The following is a 20,849-nucleotide window of genomic DNA, read 5'->3' on the forward strand; positions in this document are numbered from 1 at the left end:
TTACATTAAATCTAGTATGTAGCTGAATAATCCAAAGGCTAAAAGTACTATATAGCTGAATCCCATTGCGACAAAAGCCATGCGCCAAACGGCTTTTATCATCCTTCTGTAGTTAATCTTCCCCTTTAGACGAGTTTGTGCGCTTCCAATTAAACCCAACGAGATGAGCAGAACCAGCAAGATCAGATAGAAGCCGAAACGTAAATCAAAAGTGCTATTAAACAACGCGGCAACAGCTGCGATCAAAAAGATTGTCGTTACATCCATTGCCGTATGAAGAGCCGTCTTCTTCGGTTTCTTAAAATAAACCATTCCGTAATACACGATCAAAAACGGAAAAAACGGAAGCATGCTAAGTACAATAAGAAATGATCCGATAGCGTTCAATTCCCTTTACTCCCTCCTTAGTGGCATTCCCTCAATAAGTTTCCATACGAGCTGATGACCTTCCGCACGCATTTCCGCCTCTCTTGCCATAGCGACAATACTGCCGTTAATAGCAGCAATCTCGGTTGGCCTGCCATGGAGGACATCCATACACATGGAAGACCAGTTGCTCGAGGTCGATTGACAAACAGCAACAACTTGTTCCCATAGATTTGCATCATATTCAATCCGATGAGCATCATAGACAGCCACAGCCTCAGTGTAGAGCTGCTTCATCGCCTCCATTCTCTCTTGACTTGCCAGTAATTCCCCGTTTGGTATTTTCCAGAGAGAAGTCAGTGGATTAATTACCGCATTAATGACCAATTTCCGATAAATCAATCTATCGATTTCATTCGACGATTTTGTATCAAATCCTGCTTTAAGCAATTTATGGACTAAAGTGTCCACCTCTGCCTCAATAGGTGCTCCTGCGCGATATGACCAGCCGATGTGCGTCTCTCCGTAACCAGCCCTTGTCACTTCGATCTCATCTATTCGTTTGGCACCCTCCGTTGTAATTGCAGCATACACCCGGGCTGAAGGAAATGCTTCGGTAATGACAGGGATATGTCCCGTTCCATTCTGAAAACAAAATATAGCCGTATCCAGCTTGCTGACCTTAGTCAGCATCTCCATTGATTCCTGAAGACCTCCTTGTTTCGTCATAAGCATGATTATATGTCCGGGCTTCTTCCTCCATTCCTCTGGTAGGGATACAAGCTCTCTCGCTTCAAATCTCCCAGCTTGTACGCTCCATACTTGTCCGTCCGGCTGGTTTATAGTAATTCCATTTTCAAGTAAACGTGCAGCCTGTGCTCTCGTTCTAGTCCAGAACCTTACTTCTTCTCCTGCATATACGAGGGCTCCGCCATACATAAGACCAAGAGAGCCCGCACCAATGACATCAATAACCAAATTCGTTCCACCTCCAAGCATACCTTTCTCTCTTACTATATATTAGTTAGAAGCATATGACAAAAGCCCATTTGACCACGCATTACGCGGTCAAACAGGCTTTGAGTTCCACAATCCCACTTCTAGACTTGTTACTGGATATCCAAGTTTATTCAATACGTTCTAGGTTACCATTCGCATCCATTTTGAACCGAGTTTTATCTTCTTCTTCCTCAGATAAAAAAGCGAGTCTTCTGGCACGATCCATAATTTGAATGAGCGCTTTATAATCATCGTTTACTACCCGATAATCGGTTTGTACTTCGCTGACTTGCTTGGATAAGCGATCATTCTCAAATCTAAGCTCGTTCAATTCTTCTTCTTTTTCGCGCAATTCCTTCTCGATAAGCTTCAGCTGTCTAGAATTTTCCTGAACAATCCCCTTCCATTGCCTTAAGAAGCGGATTACAGCGTCAATAGACAAGGTTTCCTCAGAGAACCCCTCTGTTCTGTACATAAGCTCATCGGTTTCCATTACCGATAATGCTGCAACTTGAGGCTGAACAGCAGCATCTCTTTTCGAATAGCTTCGTTTTTGGCGCTGAGCCTTGGCAATGCCTATAGCTTCATCGTACTTCTTGCGAACGAAGCTGTTCCAGCGGAAACCGCATGCAGCCGAAGTTCTACCGATTTTTTCACCTACTTCCTCAAAAGCGGCAAGCTGAGTGCTTCCTTCCCGGATATGGCGAAGCGTAACATCAGCCAGGATCAAATCATCCTCCGCGCTCCATGCATCCTGTCTAACTGCAGTCATGCTATAAACCTCCTAACGACATCCATAATCACAGCCTCACCTTACAGCACAAATCAAGCTATGAGATGAAAAGCCGGTTATAAAATTCAGCTTTAATCATTCTTATGCCCTTCATAGAGTTCATAGAATCTATTTCATACTAAAATGTATTTCCAAATTGCTCCCTGGACATACCCTAAAAGATTTCGCTTTCATATCCATTTTTTATTTACATCATTTTCCTTAACAGATATAATGTTACTTAGTAGTTAGACGAGCGTTCTTAAGAGAGGGGGTAGTCATCGTGGCGCGCATGTTTCGTGTGCTGGGATTTTTCACTCTAACGATTGGTCTTATGGCCTTTGCAGGTAATATGTTGGAGATGGCTTTGTTATTTTTCCTTCAAACCGCTTTTTTCGTCATTCTCGGTTATTTGAAATTTACGGAGAGAACCTATATTTTATTGTTCTGGGCTTACATGATTATCACCTTTTCAGGCTTCAGCTACTGGACTGTATTCGAAATGGGCAAACCTCTATAGCACATCTCATTAAACAAATAAAGAACGGATCAGCCAAGTTAAGCTGATCCGTTCTTTATTTGTTTTCTTTTTCATATGTATGTTTTAAGTATATGATACAGGAAGTTTGTAACTTGGTGGCTATCTCAATGCTATCAAGCTTTAGACCCATTTTACTAGTACAAGCTATAGGGAGGAAATATATGAGAAACCGTTCTATATATTATGTGACCATCTGCTGTTCTATTCTACTGTTATTTCACCATATCTCCCCTATCCAGGCTGAACCCACCTTGGACGAGAATACGAGAGAAGTTCTGCAGAACAGCCTGTCTATCGTTGAAATTGATCACGAGATCGAGCGCATAGAAGTACAGCAGCAGCAAATCGAAGAAAGCCGAGGGTCACTTGAAGCCGAAATGTCTGTACATAAGGAAGAAATGAAAGATCATCAGGAACGTGCTGCCTCTATTGTGAGGTCCTATTATATGGGGGAGCGGGATCAATTGCTGCATATTTTTTTGAAGGCAAAGTCGCTGCGCTCCATTCAAATCGTGGCAAGCTATTATGAAATTATCATAGGCAGAGATCATGAGGTACTTCATGCTTATCATTCGAGGCAGCAGGAGCTTGAAGAAATGGCAGTTAGACTGGATCAGAATGACGCAGAGCTTCGCATGCTTAAACATAATTTACAGAGTCAGCGGGAAAGAGTACTCTTGCTGGAGCAGGAAGTTGAGGATACGCTGGCGAGCAATGGTAACCGGGAACTGATGGAGAAGCTGATTGAGGAACTGAACACTTACTGGAACAATGTAGGCATTCATGAGGTGAAGCGGTACTTCGGCGCACTTGCCTCCGCCATGAATCATCTGCCCGATTTCGTCCAACAGGAAAAAGGCATCATTTCAACAAATGGCCGAACCTATTCGATTCGAATCAATGAAGAGCAATTAAACAATTTTCTGAGAGCGGAGAATGAAATATTCAACGATTTTGCTTTTGAATTTACCGATGATTATATCATCGCCAGTGGAAAAAGAGACAATCTTGAGCTCGCTGTACAAGGTCATTACACCGTCATTGATGAGCCGACTAACGGTCTTCTATTTCATGTAGACAAGCTCGTATTTAACGGCTTTGAACTTCCGGATACAACGCGGAGCATGCTTCAGCAAGAATTTGATCTGGGATTTTACCCGCAAAAGCTCATGTCTTTCATCAAAGCAACCGATGTCTCGACAAAGGACCAGACGCTGGAAGTGACGCTCGAATTAGCCTTGAAATAATACACCCGCTCATGGCTGTGGATTCTGCACAGACTCACTCGGCATTTCGTCCTCTCCCTGTTGTGAGAACAAGGACTGCACACGTGAATAATATACCTCAGCAGTTATATCGCCACGCAAAAACTGTGTGATCAGGGGCTGTGCACTATTGAGCAAGTCTCCATTAAGCAGGTCATTACGATAAGCAGCCTCAAGGCTCTGTTCTAGAGCCTGAACAGGAATGGCTCTTGTAACGTCCCGCATCTCCAGCTCTTCATAAACGGATCTATAAATCGGCAGATTCCCTGTTTCTTCAAACCAGTCTTGTGCAGTTTCAGGGGATGTCATTGCCTTAATCCATTCGGAAGCCAGGTCCATTTGCCCTGTTCTAGAGGAAATGGCAAAGCTGCGGCCCGTCACCGTAAGGGCCTGTGTTTCCACATCATTGTTAATGTACTCGGTAAGTTCTCCACGATACTCAGGCAGCATATCAGACAGCTTAACAATTCCAGATATCCAGTTCAAATGACCGGAAGCAGAATTCTTGAAGTCTGTCTCAATATAAGGAAGGAGCATCTCCAGTTCTTGAAGCCTTGACTGCATTTGTTCATTCTGCTCATCAGGGTTGAAGAGATCTTCTGTTTGACGGATAATTCCTCGAAATTCAAGCCAGGAGGCAAAGGCCAGCGGATCTTCCACATCCAAAAAGAATGGCTTGTCGTCCGTCTCTGACCATGCTGTCATTCGGTTCATCCAATCCTCATCAGTGCTCATTGATTGCAAGGGTGGTGACGACGCATTGTCTCTGCGGGCTTCAGCATAGATATATGGATCAATATCAAGAGGAACAGCCCAGCGATATTGATTCCATTCATTTACCGTAATCACCTGCGGAAATGGATCTGCAGCCATTCCATTCAGGTCATTCCCTATGAACGGTCTCAAATAGCCTTGCATGGCAAACAACCGAACATGACGATTATTCAGCAAGGTAATGTCTGCACTGTCACCTAACATAAAACCTTCACGTATGGCTTCATACTCATCGCTTTCACTAGTTTCTTTCATATTATGTACTTCAACGCCGGTACCGATCCTATTTCCGATCTCCACAGCGAAGCGCTGAAAAACTGCAAATTCCTGCTCCTTCATCGACACCGTTATTTTCAATGGCTGCTGCTCCTGTGGAACTTGAGGAGCTGGACGATATAACGGATCCGTGCTCTGATCGTCCTCATCCGTTACAGGGTCACGAGATATTTCAAGGCTTGGAGACAATATGGTCAAGGACAACAATAACACGACAAACAGTATCCACTGGTTTCTTCGCTTCACAGCTTCGGTACCTCCCCTAGAAATATCCAACCTTTCCCCATTATTGTACCAAATGGATAGTCTGCTTGTCCTACTAACTTCTCTTTCATTCTCCATTCTGGTTACTAGTCTAGTCAAAGAAAAGAACCGGAATGATATCCGGCTCTTCTCAGCGATTTCTTCATTTTCCGGGAAATATATAGCCTACAAGAGATCAGCTGCCAGCTGAGCGAGCTTGGAGCGTTCGCCTTTTTCAAGCATAATGTGTCCGCTGATCCCTTCCTGACGAAACCGTTCAACAATATATGTTAAACCGTTGCTTGCTGAGTCAAGATATGGATGGTCTATTTGCTCTGGATCACCCATCAGAATAATCTTACTTCCTTCACCTACACGAGAAACAATGGTCTTTACTTCATGCTTCGATAAATTCTGAGCCTCATCAATAATGATAAACTGCCCAGGAATCGATCTGCCTCGAATATAAGTGAGCGCTTCTACTTGTATACTGCCGAGTCCCATGAGTATTTTATCGATGTCACCCGCCTTTTTCGTATCGAACAGAAACTCCAGATTATCGTATATCGGCTGCATCCAGGGACGAAGCTTCTCCTCTTTCTCCCCTGGGAGGTAACCAATATCCTTGCCCATCGGAACCACCGGTCTTGCGATGAGAAGCTTTTTGTATTTATGCTCATCCTCGACCTTCAGAAGTCCTGCTGCAAGGGCGAGCATTGTTTTCCCCGTTCCGGCCTTACCTGTAATTGTTACCAGCGGTATATCATCATTCAACAATAACTCTAAAGCCATTCTCTGTTGTGCATTGCGTGCGACGATTCCCCAGACCGGATCATTACTGAGATATAGAGGCTCCAGCTTGGTAGCTTCCTGATTCACCTTAAGCAGGGCAGATTTACCCGTGCCCATCTCGTCCTTCAATATAATAAATTCGTGTGGATACAGATTATAATTTAGCTGCAATGGTTTAATTGGCAGAAAACGATACGTATAAAATTCATCGATTACGGAAGGATGGACTCTAATCGCAGTATACCCCGGATACAATTCACTTGGATCTGCGGTACGATCAGACAAATAGTCCTGAGTGTTAAGACCAAGCACATCTGCCTTGATTCGTACGAGTACATCCTTGCTGACTAAAACAATGTCTCGTGGTACCTCCTTATGCTCCTGCTCAAGCTGATAATTGAGCGCAACTGCCAGTATGCGATTATCATTTGTAACTTCACCAAACATCTCCTGTACTCTAATGAAACTGCGGTGATTTAGTTCTACCTTTAAGTTTCCGCCATTCGGTAAAGGTACTCCACTGTGCAAATGTCCGTGCTCCCTTAATCCATCTAATGAACGCGAGACATATCTCGCATTTCTCCCTATTTCATCTGCATTACGCTTTTTGGAGTCGATTTCCTCCAGCACTACGGCAGGAATTACAACTTCATGCTCGTCAAAAGCATAAATGGCGCCCGGATCATGAAGCAGCACATTCGTATCCAACACAAAAATTTTTTTCATTGGTATCCCCTCCAAGGCGGCGTCGTTTAAGTACAGCTAGGGCAAGCTATGGGCAGCGATAAGGACAATCGTGTATCCCATATCTAAATGTATTCGACCGGGAGCAAATAATTGTACAATTTCCTGAAAATATCCGTGGAATATGCATCGTTCATCACATTAAATACAAAGAGCCCAGTGAACAGGGTTCACCGGGCTTGTATTCATGACAAAACAGTGCATTTGTCAGCATATTCATATGAAGAGAGCGATATTCCATTCGATTAGCATAGTTGGACATAGACAGGACCTCCGCTAATGAATTCCATCTATGGGATACATCCACATTATATCACTACTTCTTCAAGGTTTGAACAGATATTTTGCAGATGATTTAATTTCCAGAAGCTTCAGCTGCTCCAGAAGAATGCTCGCCTGCAAGCTCTTTCGCTAGTGCTTGCTTCGCTTGGTCTAACTCCCCTTGATTAATATATACATAGGGGCTATTCCATGTTCCTGTCACCGGCACAAAGTTTACACTTTCCTTCGGAAGATTCCAATAGGTTGAAATGAAATTCTTAACCTGATCACTCTCTACCGTTGTCGTCATATTATCATCTACAGCACCGACGACTTTTCCAATCTTCGTAACACCGCCAAGAGACTTCATTTGATCCATTAACGAGTGAAGAACTTCACTTTGACGCTGGTTGCGGGAGAAATCGTCCGAAGCTGGCGTCTTAGGTTCACAGTTTGATTTGCGGTAACGAACATACCCAAGCGCATCCTCGCCATTCAAACGCTGAGGACCGGCAGTCAGATTAATGTCGGTATCATCCGCGGTATCCTTATAGCACATATTCTGATTCACATTAACTTCGACTCCGCCCAGGGCATCCACAATCTCTTCAAATGCCTTGAAGTTCAGCACGGTGACGTAATCAATATCGACATCCAGGTATTTGCCAATCATAACCCGCATTTCTTCCTCTGCAGAGATGCCTGATTCTTTCGCCGCAGCTCTAAATCGAGGATAGAATTCATTCAGTTTCCTCTCGGTATAACCTTCGAGCTGAACCAGAGTGTCACGTGGCAGAGATACGATGGTCGCGGATTTCGTCTCCGGATGCAGCGAGGCTACCATCACGACGTCAGACAGGTGGGTGCCCGTCTCCTCTCGATAGTCCGTTCCCAAGATCAGCATCGTCTGCGGCTTCACTTTGGCTGAATCCTCAGCTGCCACAGGATTATTATTCCCCGTGTCAATGACATCATTAAATACCATATACAAATACCCAATACCCGCGATCAAACCAATAACAATTAGAGATAGTACCCATTTCATAAATGTTTTGATCGGACTTTTCTTCTTTACTTTCTTCTTGGTCGTTGTCTGCGCTGCGTTGTTATCGCTGCTCTTGCCACCTCTGTTGCGTGGAGGCAGTCCGTTAGATCCACTCATATTATAAGTTCAACACCTTTATATATTTCTTTGGTTGCTCTTTACATATTACCGCCACCGCTGATGCATTTCAAATATGGGTATATGTTCCACATAAATAAAAAATTTAAACAGCTCCAAAAAAACGGAAAGACCGCTGATTAGGGCGGTCTCTCTAATGTGTGCATTTGAAGTTATCTTTACTATAGCTACATTTTACTTGTCTCTCCAGAAGACTCCGCTTTTTTCTTTTGCCGAGCCTCCACAAAATAGCGGATTCTGACCAGCAGCATTAGTGCCACCGCGACAAGTAAGCATTGAATGATCGGTAATTTATCAATTTGGAAAACGAGCAGCATGAAGGAGCCGATGGCCATCAAAATGTACAGTAATATCTCTTTTAGTAACGGCATTTTCTGCTGTGGGCGAAATACCTTATTGTAGACATAAGTAATCAGTACAAATATAACCACATAACTAACGATCGGGTGTGACGCAAACCATGCCTGCATGGTGGCGTTCATCTCCTTTCAAGTTCGTGCTCTCTTTTCCACATTCATTATTTGGATGAATCAATTTGATTCAAATTATTAAAGATTAGCTTGGGACATCTTGCGATGCTTCTCAGCACGCTCGCGCTCACTCTTATTCAAGAGTTTCTTACGGAGACGAACGGACTTCGGAGTAATCTCACACAGTTCATCATCATTCAAGTACTCAAGAGCTTGCTCCAAGGAGAAGATTATAGGAGTCTTCATCTTAACCGTATCGTCCTTGGTTGCGGAACGTACGTTAGTCAATTGTTTCTCCTTACAGATGTTCACGACGATGTCATTGTCACGATTGTGTTCACCAACGATCATTCCCTCATAAACTTCCGTTCCTACATCAAGGAACAGCATTCCGCGGTCCTCAACACCAATCATACCGTAGAATGTTGATGTTCCATTCTCACTGGATACGAGCACGCCCTGATGACGTCCGCCAACTTGACCGCCTACGAGTGGACCATAGCTGTCGAATGCATTGTTCATTACGCCATAGCCGCGAGTCAGAGTCAAGAAGTTCGTACGATATCCAATCAAGCCGCGTGCAGGGATCAGGAACTCCAGACGAACCTGGCCGTTACCGGAATTGATCATGTTGACCATTTCGGCTTTACGGGAACCCAGGCTTTCCATTACCGCACCCATGCTTTCTTCAGGAATATCGATCATAAGGCGCTCAATTGGCTCCATCTTCTTGCCATCAATCTCCTTGATGATAACTTCCGGCTTGGATACCGCAAGTTCATAGCCTTCACGGCGCATGTTCTCGATTAAAATACCAAGGTGAAGCTCACCACGGCCAGATACGACATAAGCATCCGGGCTGTCTGTTTCTTCAACACGAAGACTCACGTCAGTTTCAAGCTCTTTGAACAGACGGTCACGAAGTCTGCGGGATGTGACCCATTTTCCTTCTCGTCCGGCAAAAGGACTGTTATTAACAAGGAACGTCATTTGAAGTGTCGGCTCATCAATCTTGAGAACCGGCAGAGCTTCAGGATTCGCTGGATCGGCAATCGTTTCACCAATATTAATATCCTTGATCCCTGCTATGGCAACGATATCGCCTGCACCCGCTTCAGCTACTTCTACCCGCTTTAGTCCTTGGAATCCAAACAATTTCTCAATACGTGCAGATTTATTAGATCCGTCACGTTGAATAACGGTTACAGCCTGTCCTTGACGAATTACGCCTCTGTTAACACGTCCAATTGCGATACGTCCCAGATACTCATTGTAATCCATCAGTGTGACGAGGAACTGCAATGGCTCATCAACACTTTCAATCGGATGAGGAATGTGATCAACGATCGTCTCATACAGACTCATCATGTTATCATCTTGTTTCTCCGGATCCATGCTTGAAGTACCGTTGAGTGCAGAAGCATATACAACTGGGAAATCAAGCTGCTCATCATTGGCTCCAAGCTCGATGAACAGGTCAAGCACTTCATCAATAACCTCAGCCGGGCGAGCTGCCGGACGGTCAATTTTGTTAACAACTACGATTGGCGTCAGGTTATGCTCCAGAGCCTTGCGCAGTACAAACTTGGTTTGCGGCATGCAGCCTTCATACGCATCGACAACTAGCAGTACGCCGTCAACCATCTTCATAATCCGTTCTACTTCTCCGCCAAAGTCGGCGTGTCCTGGTGTATCAACAATATTGATAAGGAAATCTTTATAATTGATCGCAGTATTTTTGGCAAGGATCGTAATCCCGCGTTCACGTTCCAAATCATTGGAGTCCATGGCGCGTTCTTGTACGGCCTCATGTTCGCGGAAGGTTCCGGATTGTTGAAGCAGTTTGTCTACAAGTGTCGTTTTGCCGTGGTCAACGTGGGCAATGATCGCAATATTGCGAATATTCTCTCTTACATGCATGGTTTATATCCATATCCTTTCCAAAATCATTTTCTATTTGAATCAAATTCATATTAACAAGCCATGAAATTGATTCTTGAATCAAATTCATAGTAACAAGTCATGAAATTGATTCTTGAATCAAATTCATTATAACAAGTCATGAAATTGATTCTTGAATCAAATTCATAGTAACAAGCCATGAAATTGATTCTTGTTATATATAACGACCTTACTCACAAAAGAAGCGCCGGGTGATAACTCCGACGCACATATATCCCTTATATTATAGACGAAAAACGCTAAAAATCAAGTAGCTTATCGAAAGCGCCGCCGATTAGGTTTAGGTCTTCCGAAGATAAGCCAAATACCCACGAAGATAAGTATCGCAGCAATAACATATATAAATCCGGTTGTGAGCATGGTTATGAACAGGAGAACGATAGACACCCCAAGCAAAATAATGGACGTCCGGTAGATCACCGCAGGCCGTGGATATTCGAATAAGGCATATTCAAACATGCCCAGTGCAACCCCTATTATAAAAACAGGCCAGAGAGATGCAGTCAGATGCCATCCCCAAATGCTGCATATCAGGAAGAAAATACCATACACCGTCATTATTCCTGCCGGCACCAAAATAACCGCACTCGTATTTCTAAAGAAATACAAAAGATGGAGAATAATTCCTGGAATGATTAATATCAGAGGCCAGAAATTTCGCCCAAGAAAGCTGAAGAAACCCAATTGACCAAGTAAGATGACAAGACCGGCAATGACGATAAAGATGCCAACCAACCTTTCATTTCTTCCCTTCACTTCACACTTCACCCCGTTTGTATGATTATCTGCTTCTATCCAAGGTAATCCATGATCTACGTTCACTGGGAACTGTATTAGCATGTATAATTCTAGTTTATCCGATGTTTTTGCAAAAAACTACTGTCATGCTTCATATTTGACAAGAAGATCCTGTCCCCCACTCCGTGCCTTGCATAACTTGTTCCAACAATACTAAAAAAACCGGCTTCGAATTGCCGGTTTGTGATTAATCCATTTATGTATCTACCCGATATCTTAATACTTTGAAAAATGCACCGCCAAGCATAACCAAAATAACACAAAGTGCGGGCAGCAATGTCTCATAACCTGCAGAAATCTCTTGAAGCCATAACCCCAGCTTCGGATCACGAAGAACCATCTCGCCGGAAGTATAAGCTAATATGGCTGATCCGGCAAAGACCAGAATCGGAAAGCGGTGCAGCAGCTTAACAACAATACCACTGCCCCAAACGACAATGGGAATGCTAATCGCGATCCCGATCACGATAAGTGCTAGATCACCGTCTGCGATGGCAGCAATGGCCAGAACATTGTCCAGACTCATGACAAAGTCTGCGACGAGTATCGTGTATACAGCACTCCATAAAGTTGTAGATTGTTTAATATTAACATTCCCGTCTTCTTCAAACAGCAATTTAAACGCAATGTACAGCAGCATAATACCACCAGCCGCTTGTATAAACGGAATGCCAAGTATGAGCACCGCAATAAAGGTTAAAATACATCTTAATAAAACTGCACCAAAAGCCCCCCACCATACGGCTCTATTGCGGCTCTGCTCAGGCAAATTACGGCTTGCCAAAGCAATGACGACGGCGTTATCGCCGCTTAAAACAAGGTTAATCATTAGTATCTGAACTATAAGCCAAATATCATCCATGAACAGGGTAAACACCTCCATACCCTAGATGTATGCCCTGGTTGTCCGAGCTATGCTTGACGCTGAGAAATCAGAGGAATATAATGAACTCCGATTTATGCAATCGAACGATTCGGAATCATGGTTAGAGTAAAGGAGTGACAAGACTTGGATATCGGTCAGTTTTTAATCAGCTTGCTGCAAATTGTTTTTATCGATTTAATCCTTGCCGGGGACAACGCTATCGTGATTGGACTAGCTGCCCGTAATCTGCCGCAAAATGTACAGAAGAAAGCGATTGTGTATGGTACTGGCGGTGCAGTTCTGATTCGTATTTTTGCAACAATCATCGTACTATGGCTGCTGCAAATTCCATGGCTGCTGCTGGTTGCCGGGCTGCTGCTTGTAGGAATTGCGTACAAACTGCTGGCTGACCAAGGTGCCGACGAACATAGCGATATCAAAGTCGGGAGCTCTTTATGGTCGGCTGTACGCACAATTATCATCGCTGATGCGGCTATGGGGATTGATAATGTAATTGCTGTTGCTGGCGCAGCGGAGCAAAATCTTATTCTCGTTATTTTGGGTCTGCTGATCAGTGTTCCTATCATCGTATGGGGTAGTACCTTGTTTATCAAGCTCATTGATCGTTTTCCTTGGGTTATGTATATTGGCGCTGCTGTACTGGCCTATACGGCCTCGAATATGATTACGGAAGAACAAAGATTTGAAACCTTCTTTATCTCGCATCCCGTTCTTCGGATCCTATTTATTATTCTTGTTATCGGCGGAGTTTTGTTCGCCGGCTATCGGAAACAGCAGAATATGAAGAGGGAACACTCCTACTCTTAAGACAAGAGCAAAAAGATTTGATAATTGGACAAGCTTCTAGCCGTCACATTCACACTAAAAAAGCCTATCGCTGACAATAACAGCGATAAGCTTTTTTTAGTTTTATCAAAATAACACTATATATCTATGGAATCCTTAGAACCAGTCTTCCTGTATCGAATCAGGCATAGCTGTATCGTCATTGCTGCGTAGGACCAGCGTCTCCGTCTGCTCTACCGCACTCGCAATTAATTGAGGAAGCTCCGGAAGGGATGCCTCAATCTTTTCGACAATTCGCAAATTCGGGTTCGTTGTCGGAGACTTGGGTACAAACAAGGTACAGCAATCTTCATAAGGTAAAATGGATGTAGAGTACGTACCGATGTCCTCAGCAATCTTTACAATTTCACTCTTATCCATCATCACAAGCGGCCTTAACAACGGAAGATCGGTTGCCCTCCCAATAACGTTCATGCTTCCAAGAGTCTGGCTGGCTACCTGACCAAGGCTATCTCCGCTTACAATAGCCAGTGCCCCTTCTCGTTCCGCCAGCTGAGTTGCGATTCGTAGCATCGAACGACGCATTAGCGTAATCATTAGATTATCCTGCCCCGTCTTCGTAAACGAGGTTTGAACGTCTGTAAAAGGAACCAGATGAAGCTTGACTTCACCTGCATGATCAGCAAGAATTTTTGCCAGATCAATAACTTTGTCCTTTGCCTTTTGGCTTGTAAACGGGAAGCTGAAGAAATGAACCATTTCCAGCTCTAATCCGCGGCGCATGGAAGACCATGCGGCAACGGGGGAGTCAATCCCTCCTGACAACAGCATCATGGCTTTGCCGTTAGATCCGCGTGGAAAACCTCCGACTGCAGGAACGGATTCATAATACAAATAAGATCTCGCCTCGCGAATTTCAATCTTAAGCTCAATATCCGGATTTCTCACATCCACTTTAAGTGCGCTGAATTGTCTTAGAATGGGGGCCCCGACCAAATGATTCATTTCATGAGAAGAATGCTCGAACGCTTTCCAGACCCTTCTTGCATTTACCTTGAAGGTCGTTCCTTGCTGCGGATCAAGCTCTTCCATAAAACTAAGGGAGGCTGCCACAATCTCATCTGCTACAGACGGAGTTACCTTAACAGGACTAATGGAGACAATCCCAAATACTTTGCGTAAACTATCCGTTATAGCGAGGTGATCATTGCCACCCAGGTCTACGTACATTCTCCCGTATTCCTCAATAATGGAAGTTCCCGGATAGGCCTTCAATTTGGACTTAACATGCTTAATGACGGTTCGCTCAAACCGCTTTCGGTTCTTACCTTTAAGTGTAAACTCTCCAAAGCGGAGCAATAACATATCGTATTTCATCGGTTTAACTATTCCACCCTTCAAAAGAAGCAAGCCTTTCCTTCATCTGTCTCATCGCCTGAATCAGCTGTAATATGTCTTGCTCTGTATGTTGATCTCCGAGACTAATTCGAATTCCGCTGTCCGCAATCGCCTCTGACTTGCCCATTCCCAGCAGCACCCGGCTTGGAATGGCTTGTTTGGAGGAGCAAGCCGATTGAGTAGAAACAATGATATCCAGCTGCTCTAATGTGTGCAGCATCACTTCAGCTTTCATGCCAGGATAAGAGAAATGGACAATATGCGGAGCACCTTCTTCCGAGCTGTTCAGTACCCACTCCGGATGTTGGCTTATTTCCTCAAGAAGCAGGATTTGCAGCCTTTCTAGGCGTGCTTTTAGCTCAGGTTGACGTTCGCGGGCAAGGCGCATGGCTTTGGACATACCTACAATCAGCGGAATATTCTCCGTTCCCGCACGTCTTCCCTGTTCCTGAGAACCACCTGACATTAAAGGTGTCAGCTCCAGACCAGAACGAATATATAAGAGTCCCACGCCTTTGGGACCGCGGATTTTATGTCCCGAAATACTATATAGATCAACGCCTGACCCTGCTAATTGAACAGGGATTTTGCCATAAGCTTGAACTCCGTCCACATGAAACACAATCTTTGGGTGCTTGCGCTTTAGAGCCTGCCCTATTTCAACCACAGGATGAACAGCACCCGTCTCATTATTTACATGCATCAGACTTACAAGAATTGTCTCTTCGCAGATCGCATTTAACACATCCTCTGTCTTCACTCTGCCCATCGCATCTACCGGCACATAGGTAATATCATAACCGATTTCGGACAAAAACTTGATACTTTCATACACGGAGGCATGCTCTGTCCTGGTCGTTATAATATGACGGCCTCTGGAACGGTAACGTAACGCAGCTCCTTTTAAAGCAAGGTTATTGCTCTCGGTAGCTCCTGATGTGAAAATAATTTCATCCGGTTTAACATTCAGAGCCTCGGCACAAACCGAGCGAGATTTGTTCAGCAGTCGTTCTGCGTTTTCCCCGTAAGCATGAATAGAGGAGGCATTTCCATAATGCAGCTTCATTACCTCTGACACCGTTCGGATTACATCTTCATATGGCGGTGCTGAAGCCGCATAATCAAAGTAAAGCATATTGTATCAACTAACCTCCTTTCTTAAACGTGAAAAAGACCAAAAATGGACAAGTCAGCTGGTTCATTATACCGCCTGTCCAAGTTGATCTTTTGTTCAGATCCGATAACTATACGTCTTTTCTTGTCGTTTATGCTCTATATACCGCTTCTGCTTTTTCTATTTTAGCAATATAATCTTGAGTTTCCTTAGGTAATAAATGGAGTACACTCATCAGCTGTTCATCGGTCGATACCTGCAGCTGGCCTACACGGCCTGGGCCCGCATTGTAAGCCGCGAGAGCAAGCTTCACTTGTCCGTCAAACCGTTCTAGCTGGTAAGATAAATATCTGGTGCCTGCATCGATATTCTGCGCAGGGTCGAATGGATTCGTCACACCTAAGCCTGCTGCGGTTCCATCCATGAGCTGCATGAGCCCTTTGGCTCCGGCTCCAGATACTGCATTCGAATTAAATGCGGACTCTGTATCAATGACAGCCTTAATGAGGGATGCAGGTACGCCATACTTCTCGCTCGCTTCCTGGATCATCGAATCATAGGCAGTTCTTCCAAGCTGTGAAGACTTCACTGGTGAAGATGAAGAGATGCCTAAGTCCGAAGAGGATACGGAACTCGAATTCACCGTCCTGTCTGAATTTATATCGCTCGGACCGCCGGAGACTTTACCGGTTCTAAGATTGATCCAAAGCAGTCCGTCTGTGGACAAGTAAGAGCTATTACTGCTTCTATCTTCTTGGCTATCTGTTGATGGATCACGCTTAACTTCAGCCCATATCTCTGAGAATTCAGGCGTAGAAGCCGTTGTTGATGCTAAGGAATCTGCGGATTTGGAATTGACCCCTGAAGAAGAGGAGACATCGTACCATAGCGATTTTCCTACAGGATCGATTTGCATATGTAAACAAGCCCTCCAATTATACTAGCGATCCAAATCAATTTTATAATGAAATTGATTCATTCATTGATCTATTGTAACAATTGCCTTCCTGCATGCCAAGTCTTGTTTTTCATAGTCGAATACACTAAACAGGCAGCCCCGCATTATGAAGAGCTGCCTGCATTACTTTTTTCTAATAGTAAGTGAACATTACTAGGAAAGCGTAGCTCACCAGAGCTGCAATCCCGATGCCCATTGCCCAGCCGCCAGCTGTACGTCTTCCTTTGCTGAAGGCGTAATACCCGAGAACGATACCTATGACACCTACCACATAAGACCATAAAAACAAGGACACAATAGATACGGCAAGAGCCAGATAGCCTATTCGCTTAGACGTTGTGTCTTCATCTCGCTCACGAGCCCTTGAAGTTGCCTCAGTAGAATCTACCCTTACTGAAGGGCTGATCTCGGCTGCGTACTCCTCCTGATGCTCATGATGCTCTTTCCGAGGAAAATCGATACGGTCACGACTTCCCTTTGCTTTGTTTTCTTGGTTTGGTTTGTCCATTTTTCGCACCTCCGAAGCATTAGAGTGCCTGTCAGGTTATGAAGCCGCAGAATGCTGAAGACTTAAGCCTTTGGTTTGAACGTATGACAACAAGTCGCTGAAGAAGTTTTTGCATGATCATGATGTTCGGAATCGAATGTTTCTCCTGCATACTCTTCCTTGAGATGGTTTCTGGCATGCGCATCAATGTCAATCATAATTAAATCCGCTTTGCATTCATTTTGTTCTCCCCAATAGCTGCAGTTCGATACGCTACATTTAACGATGGGTACAGTCATTATTATCACCTCAAATGGTATGATACCCTCATCGCCTATACCTTATACTCCAGCATAATCATGCATTGATGCCTTTTGTTTGCAAATAAAAAAGAGGCTGTCCCAAAAGTAGGTTCGTTCGCTTGAGGCGACAGCTCTCATTATGTCTAAATCAGTAAAAATAAAGAAATGGCGGTGCTAGAGCTGTTATCCCTGCATCGCCATTTTGGTTTTCGGTCTCTAGCTGCCTTCTTGAGTAAATTGACTCTCGCTTTGATAATGCCGTTTCCTTACCACATATCTCAGCGTGGACGCTTCGCCGAGTTTATGCAAGGTCTTGCCCCGCTTGGGCCTGCTCTATGGTAGCTGTCTCTACCTCCACCGGGGTAAGTTTCCTTGAAGATCTTGTCGTCCAAGCGATTGTGAGCCCCGTCACCCGTCGCGCTGTCATAATGATGGATCGTTCCGTCGATAATGTACGAGATCGTCTCGAACCCGCGGGTGCACGTCGAAAGCTTCTTTTTGAAATTTATCCTCCGCCATCAATAGAAACGGATCGAAGTCCTCCCAGTGACCTGGCTCCAAAAGGAGCGCAGCAGTATGAATAGGGCTGTTTCTCCATTCATGTTAAAAACCGTATTCCGCTTCTTTGGCTTCGCGAATTTTGGTATAGGTCTCTGTTAAAACGAATGTATCTTCCACCAAGCGCCGGATTCGAAACAGGACATCATCATTGGTAATTTCTTTGCGGTAGAAATCCTTTTCCTCGATAAACACGTAGGTTTGGACAATTTGTGCTTTCATATAGGTCAAAATGGGCTTGAGTTGTTGTTCTGCAACCAGGAAATGTTTAGCAGATCCTGCAGTTACCAGTATACCGACAATTTTATCACGCAATGCCTGAGGAGCAAGCAAATCAAATATATTTTTCAACGTGCCCGGTATGGAGGCTTGAAAAATGGGGGTTCCGATAATGATCGCATCGGCCTCCATGATCGTTTGCGCCACGTTTCGGGTATCACCCTCGTATTCCATGTAATTGCGCCCGTCGCTGAACTGAACGTTGTAGTCCGCCAAATCAATCAATTTCGCATCTGCATCGGGATATTTTTCAGCGATGTCTTTCATGGCGTATTCGATTGCCGTTCTTGTCTTCGATCCTACGATGGATCCGGATAAACCGACGATCTTCATTCCGTTTCCTCCTTGTGCTTCTTAGCGGTATACTTTTTAACAACCGGTAATATTTTCGTTGCAATCAACTCGATGTTTTTCTTAACCCTGTCGAAAGGTACGCCTCCGAAATCGATTTGAGCGATATACCGCTGATGGCCGAACAGCTCATGCTGATAAAGCATTTTCTCGATGATCTGATCGGGACTGCCGACGTTCATGACATCGTGCGTATCCGAGCCTTGTGCGAAATGCTGTTTTGGATAGCTGCGCCCGTTAATGAGCTCCAAGAAGACATTCGCGTGAGTATACGCTTCTTTAAGCGCCTGTTGGCTCGTGTCGGCGGCATGGAACATACCTGCTGTCGCAATCGGCAGTAGGGCCGGATCGTGTCCATTTTGCTTCGCAGCTTCGCGGAAAGCATCGATCGACAGTTTAAACGAGGTTGCTGGGCCCCCTAAAGTGGCCAAATACATCGGGACGCCCGCATAACCGGCCTTGATCGCACTGGCGGGAGGTCCGCCGACGGCGCGCCATATCGGCATCCAGCCGTTTTTCGGCCGCGGAAGCACTTTCGCGTTTCGCAGAGGAGCGCGGTATTGTCCGCTCCAATTGACGACTTCCTGTTCGTTAATCTTTAACAGCAGTTCAAGCTTTTCCTCGTACAGCTCTTCATAATCGCGGACGTCGTATCCCAACAACCCGAAGTTTCCGACACGCGAAGCACGGCCGGCGATGATCTCAGTTCGACCATCGGAAATCAAATCGATTGTCGCGAAGTCCTCATACACCCGTACCGGATCCAATGTGCTGATGATGGTCGAAGAGCTGCCTATCTTGATTTTCTTGGTCGCCTGGGCAATCGCCGATATCACGACAGAGTGCGCCTGCGTCGTGAAATAGTCCTGATGGCTTTCCCCAACGCTGAAAAAATCGATGCCCGCCTGCTCGGCCAGCTGGGCATATTCAATGATTTCATGAATTCTTTGCTGTGCCGAAATGCGCTTCCCGGTGTGCGGGTCCGGAAGATGATCGCCTAACGTATAGATGCCGAATTCCAGCCCTGCATCTGGATTGATGCGATATTTCTCCATTGCTTATCCCGACCTTTCCCTTAGTCTTCCTACTTGTTAGCCCGTAGCTACAAATATATTAAAGTTACTTATAAATCTATTGAAATCCGACGATCTTCATTCCGTTTCCTCCTTGTGCTTCTCATTGTGCTTCTTAGCGGTATACTTTTTAACAGCCGGTAATATTTTCGTTGCAATCAACTCGACGTTTTTCTTAACTCTGTCGAAAGGTACGCCTCCGAAATCGATTTGAGCGATATACCGCTGATGGCCGAACAGCTCATGTTGATAAAGAATTTTCTCGATGATCTGATCGGGACTGCCGACGTTCATGACATCGTGCGTATCCGTGCCTTGTGCAAAATGTTGCTTCGGATAGCTGCGCCCGTTAATGAGCTCCATGCCGATGTTCGTGTGAGGATACGCTTCCTTCAGTGCCTGCTGGCTCGTTTCGGCGACATGAAAAAGACCGGCAGTTGAAATCGGCAGCTTTGCCGGATCATGTCCGTTTCGCTGCGCAGCTTGGCGGTAAGCATCAATCGACAGTTTAAACGAGGTTGCTGGGCCCCCTAAAGTGGCCAAATACATCGGGACACCCGCATAACCGGCCTTGATCGCACTGGCGGGAGGTCCGCCGACGGCGCGCCATATCGGCATCCAACCGTTTTTCGGCCGCGGAAGCACTTTCGCATTTCGAAGAGGGGCGCGGTATTGTCCGCTCCAATTGACGACTTCCTGTTCGTTGATCTTCATAAGCAGCTCTAACTTTTCCTCGTACAGCTCTTCATAATCGTGGACGTCATATCCCAACAAGGCGAAGTTCCCTATCCGAGAAGCGCGGCCGGCGATGATTTCGGTCCGACCATCGGAAATCAAATCGATCGTCGCGAAGTCCTCATATACACGTACTGGGTCCAACGTGCTGACAATTGTCGAGGAGCTGCCTAGCTTGATTTTCTTGGTCGCCTGGGCAATTGCCGAGATTACGACAGAGTGCGCCTGCGTCGTAAAATAGTCCTGATGGCTTTCCCCAACGCTGAAAAAATCGATGCCCGCCTGCTCGGCCAGCTGGGCATATTCAATGATTTCATGAATTCTTTGCTGTGCCGAAATGCGCTTCCCGGTGTGCGGGTCCGGAAGATGATCGCCTAACGTATAGATGCCGAATTCCAGCCCTGCATCTGGATTGATGTGATATTTCTCCATTGCTTATCCCAACCTTTCCCTTAGTCTTCCTATTTGTTAGCCAG

General features: G+C 45.0%; 21 protein-coding genes. 3 read left to right on the forward strand and 18 right to left on the reverse strand.

Annotated features, from left to right (window positions below):
• The 3 genes from BM415_RS12895 to BM415_RS12905 form a co-directional block, all read right to left on the reverse strand.
• The gene (locus BM415_RS12895) at window positions 1-387 is read right to left on the reverse strand and encodes a DUF3397 domain-containing protein (RefSeq protein WP_311285463.1); all 387 of its coding nucleotides are present in this window, start codon (window positions 385-387) and stop codon (window positions 1-3) included.
• A 6-nt stretch (window positions 388-393) separates the two neighbouring features.
• The gene (locus BM415_RS12900; protein ID WP_091158552.1) at window positions 394-1,365 is read right to left on the reverse strand and encodes a ketopantoate reductase family protein; all 972 of its coding nucleotides are present in this window, start codon (window positions 1,363-1,365) and stop codon (window positions 394-396) included.
• 127 nt (window positions 1,366-1,492) lie between these two features.
• Window positions 1,493-2,137 (reverse strand): RsfA family transcriptional regulator, encoded by a 645-nt coding sequence (locus tag BM415_RS12905; protein ID WP_091158554.1) that lies wholly within the window; start codon window positions 2,135-2,137, stop codon window positions 1,493-1,495.
• A 283-nt stretch (window positions 2,138-2,420) separates the two neighbouring features.
• On the opposite strand from BM415_RS12905, the gene BM415_RS12910 reads away from it, so the two are divergent.
• Both BM415_RS12910 and BM415_RS12915 read left to right on the forward strand, forming a co-directional pair.
• Window positions 2,421-2,657 carry a DUF2626 domain-containing protein gene (locus BM415_RS12910; RefSeq protein WP_091158556.1) on the forward strand — a complete coding sequence of 79 codons (237 nt, stop codon included), beginning with the start codon at window positions 2,421-2,423 and terminating at the stop codon, window positions 2,655-2,657.
• 182 nt (window positions 2,658-2,839) lie between these two features.
• The gene (locus tag BM415_RS12915) at window positions 2,840-3,925 is read left to right on the forward strand and encodes a hypothetical protein (RefSeq protein WP_091158557.1); all 1,086 of its coding nucleotides are present in this window, start codon (window positions 2,840-2,842) and stop codon (window positions 3,923-3,925) included.
• Between the two features lie 9 nt (window positions 3,926-3,934).
• Here BM415_RS12915 and BM415_RS12920 read toward each other — a convergent pair whose 3' ends face one another.
• The 7 genes from BM415_RS12920 to BM415_RS12950 form a co-directional block, all read right to left on the reverse strand.
• Complete coding sequence (locus tag BM415_RS12920) at window positions 3,935-5,239, reverse strand: hypothetical protein (protein ID WP_091158559.1); 1,305 nt, start codon at window positions 5,237-5,239, stop codon at window positions 3,935-3,937.
• Between the two features lie 183 nt (window positions 5,240-5,422).
• Window positions 5,423-6,754 carry a PhoH family protein gene (locus tag BM415_RS12925; RefSeq protein WP_091158561.1) on the reverse strand — a complete coding sequence of 444 codons (1,332 nt, stop codon included), beginning with the start codon at window positions 6,752-6,754 and terminating at the stop codon, window positions 5,423-5,425.
• Between the two features lie 373 nt (window positions 6,755-7,127).
• Window positions 7,128-8,195, reverse strand: coding sequence for an LCP family protein (locus BM415_RS12930; RefSeq protein WP_091158562.1), 1,068 nt, complete (start codon window positions 8,193-8,195; stop codon window positions 7,128-7,130).
• A 188-nt stretch (window positions 8,196-8,383) separates the two neighbouring features.
• Window positions 8,384-8,686: a YlaH-like family protein gene (locus BM415_RS12935; RefSeq protein WP_047910846.1), complete on the reverse strand. Its 303-nt coding sequence runs from the start codon at window positions 8,684-8,686 to the stop codon at window positions 8,384-8,386.
• Window positions 8,687-8,764: 78 nt separating this feature from the next.
• Complete coding sequence (gene typA / locus BM415_RS12940) at window positions 8,765-10,606, reverse strand: translational GTPase TypA (RefSeq protein WP_091158564.1); 1,842 nt, start codon at window positions 10,604-10,606, stop codon at window positions 8,765-8,767.
• Window positions 10,607-10,903: 297 nt separating this feature from the next.
• The gene (locus BM415_RS12945; protein ID WP_091158566.1) at window positions 10,904-11,404 is read right to left on the reverse strand and encodes a LiaF transmembrane domain-containing protein; all 501 of its coding nucleotides are present in this window, start codon (window positions 11,402-11,404) and stop codon (window positions 10,904-10,906) included.
• Window positions 11,405-11,642: 238 nt separating this feature from the next.
• Window positions 11,643-12,308, reverse strand: coding sequence for a TerC family protein (locus tag BM415_RS12950; protein ID WP_091158567.1), 666 nt, complete (start codon window positions 12,306-12,308; stop codon window positions 11,643-11,645).
• 147 nt (window positions 12,309-12,455) lie between these two features.
• Here BM415_RS12950 and BM415_RS12955 point away from each other — a divergent pair, with 147 nt between their 5' ends.
• The gene (locus tag BM415_RS12955; protein WP_091158569.1) at window positions 12,456-13,139 is read left to right on the forward strand and encodes a TerC family protein; all 684 of its coding nucleotides are present in this window, start codon (window positions 12,456-12,458) and stop codon (window positions 13,137-13,139) included.
• Between the two features lie 135 nt (window positions 13,140-13,274).
• On the opposite strand, the gene thiI is transcribed toward BM415_RS12955, so the two are convergent.
• The 8 genes from thiI to BM415_RS12995 all read right to left on the reverse strand — a co-directional run bounded on the left by thiI (window position 13,275) and on the right by BM415_RS12995 (window position 20,805).
• The gene (gene thiI, locus BM415_RS12960) at window positions 13,275-14,495 is read right to left on the reverse strand and encodes a tRNA uracil 4-sulfurtransferase ThiI (RefSeq protein WP_091158570.1); all 1,221 of its coding nucleotides are present in this window, start codon (window positions 14,493-14,495) and stop codon (window positions 13,275-13,277) included.
• Between the two features lie 4 nt (window positions 14,496-14,499).
• Complete coding sequence (locus tag BM415_RS12965) at window positions 14,500-15,651, reverse strand: cysteine desulfurase family protein (RefSeq protein ID WP_091158572.1); 1,152 nt, start codon at window positions 15,649-15,651, stop codon at window positions 14,500-14,502.
• A gap of 130 nt (window positions 15,652-15,781) precedes the next feature.
• Window positions 15,782-16,546 (reverse strand): lytic transglycosylase domain-containing protein, encoded by a 765-nt coding sequence (locus BM415_RS12970; protein ID WP_091158573.1) that lies wholly within the window; start codon window positions 16,544-16,546, stop codon window positions 15,782-15,784.
• Between the two features lie 175 nt (window positions 16,547-16,721).
• Window positions 16,722-17,096 carry a protein-disulfide reductase DsbD gene (locus BM415_RS12975; protein WP_091158575.1) on the reverse strand — a complete coding sequence of 125 codons (375 nt, stop codon included), beginning with the start codon at window positions 17,094-17,096 and terminating at the stop codon, window positions 16,722-16,724.
• Window positions 17,097-17,158: 62 nt separating this feature from the next.
• Window positions 17,159-17,374 (reverse strand): DUF1540 domain-containing protein, encoded by a 216-nt coding sequence (locus BM415_RS12980; RefSeq protein ID WP_091158577.1) that lies wholly within the window; start codon window positions 17,372-17,374, stop codon window positions 17,159-17,161.
• A gap of 606 nt (window positions 17,375-17,980) precedes the next feature.
• Entirely contained in the window at window positions 17,981-18,547 is a 567-nt protein-coding gene (locus BM415_RS12985) for an NADPH-dependent FMN reductase (RefSeq protein ID WP_091158579.1), read from the reverse strand.
• Complete coding sequence (locus BM415_RS12990; RefSeq protein WP_091158581.1) at window positions 18,544-19,620, reverse strand: LLM class flavin-dependent oxidoreductase; 1,077 nt, start codon at window positions 19,618-19,620, stop codon at window positions 18,544-18,546. Before BM415_RS12990 ends, BM415_RS12985 begins: the two co-directional genes overlap by 4 nt.
• Before the next feature lie 96 nt (window positions 19,621-19,716).
• Window positions 19,717-20,805, reverse strand: coding sequence for an LLM class flavin-dependent oxidoreductase (locus BM415_RS12995; protein WP_091158583.1), 1,089 nt, complete (start codon window positions 20,803-20,805; stop codon window positions 19,717-19,719).
• Window positions 20,806-20,849 lie beyond the last annotated feature (44 nt).

The organism is Paenibacillus sp. 453mf (assembly GCF_900116105.1).
Taxonomy (GTDB): Bacteria; Bacillota; Bacilli; order Paenibacillales; family Paenibacillaceae; genus Paenibacillus; species Paenibacillus provencensis.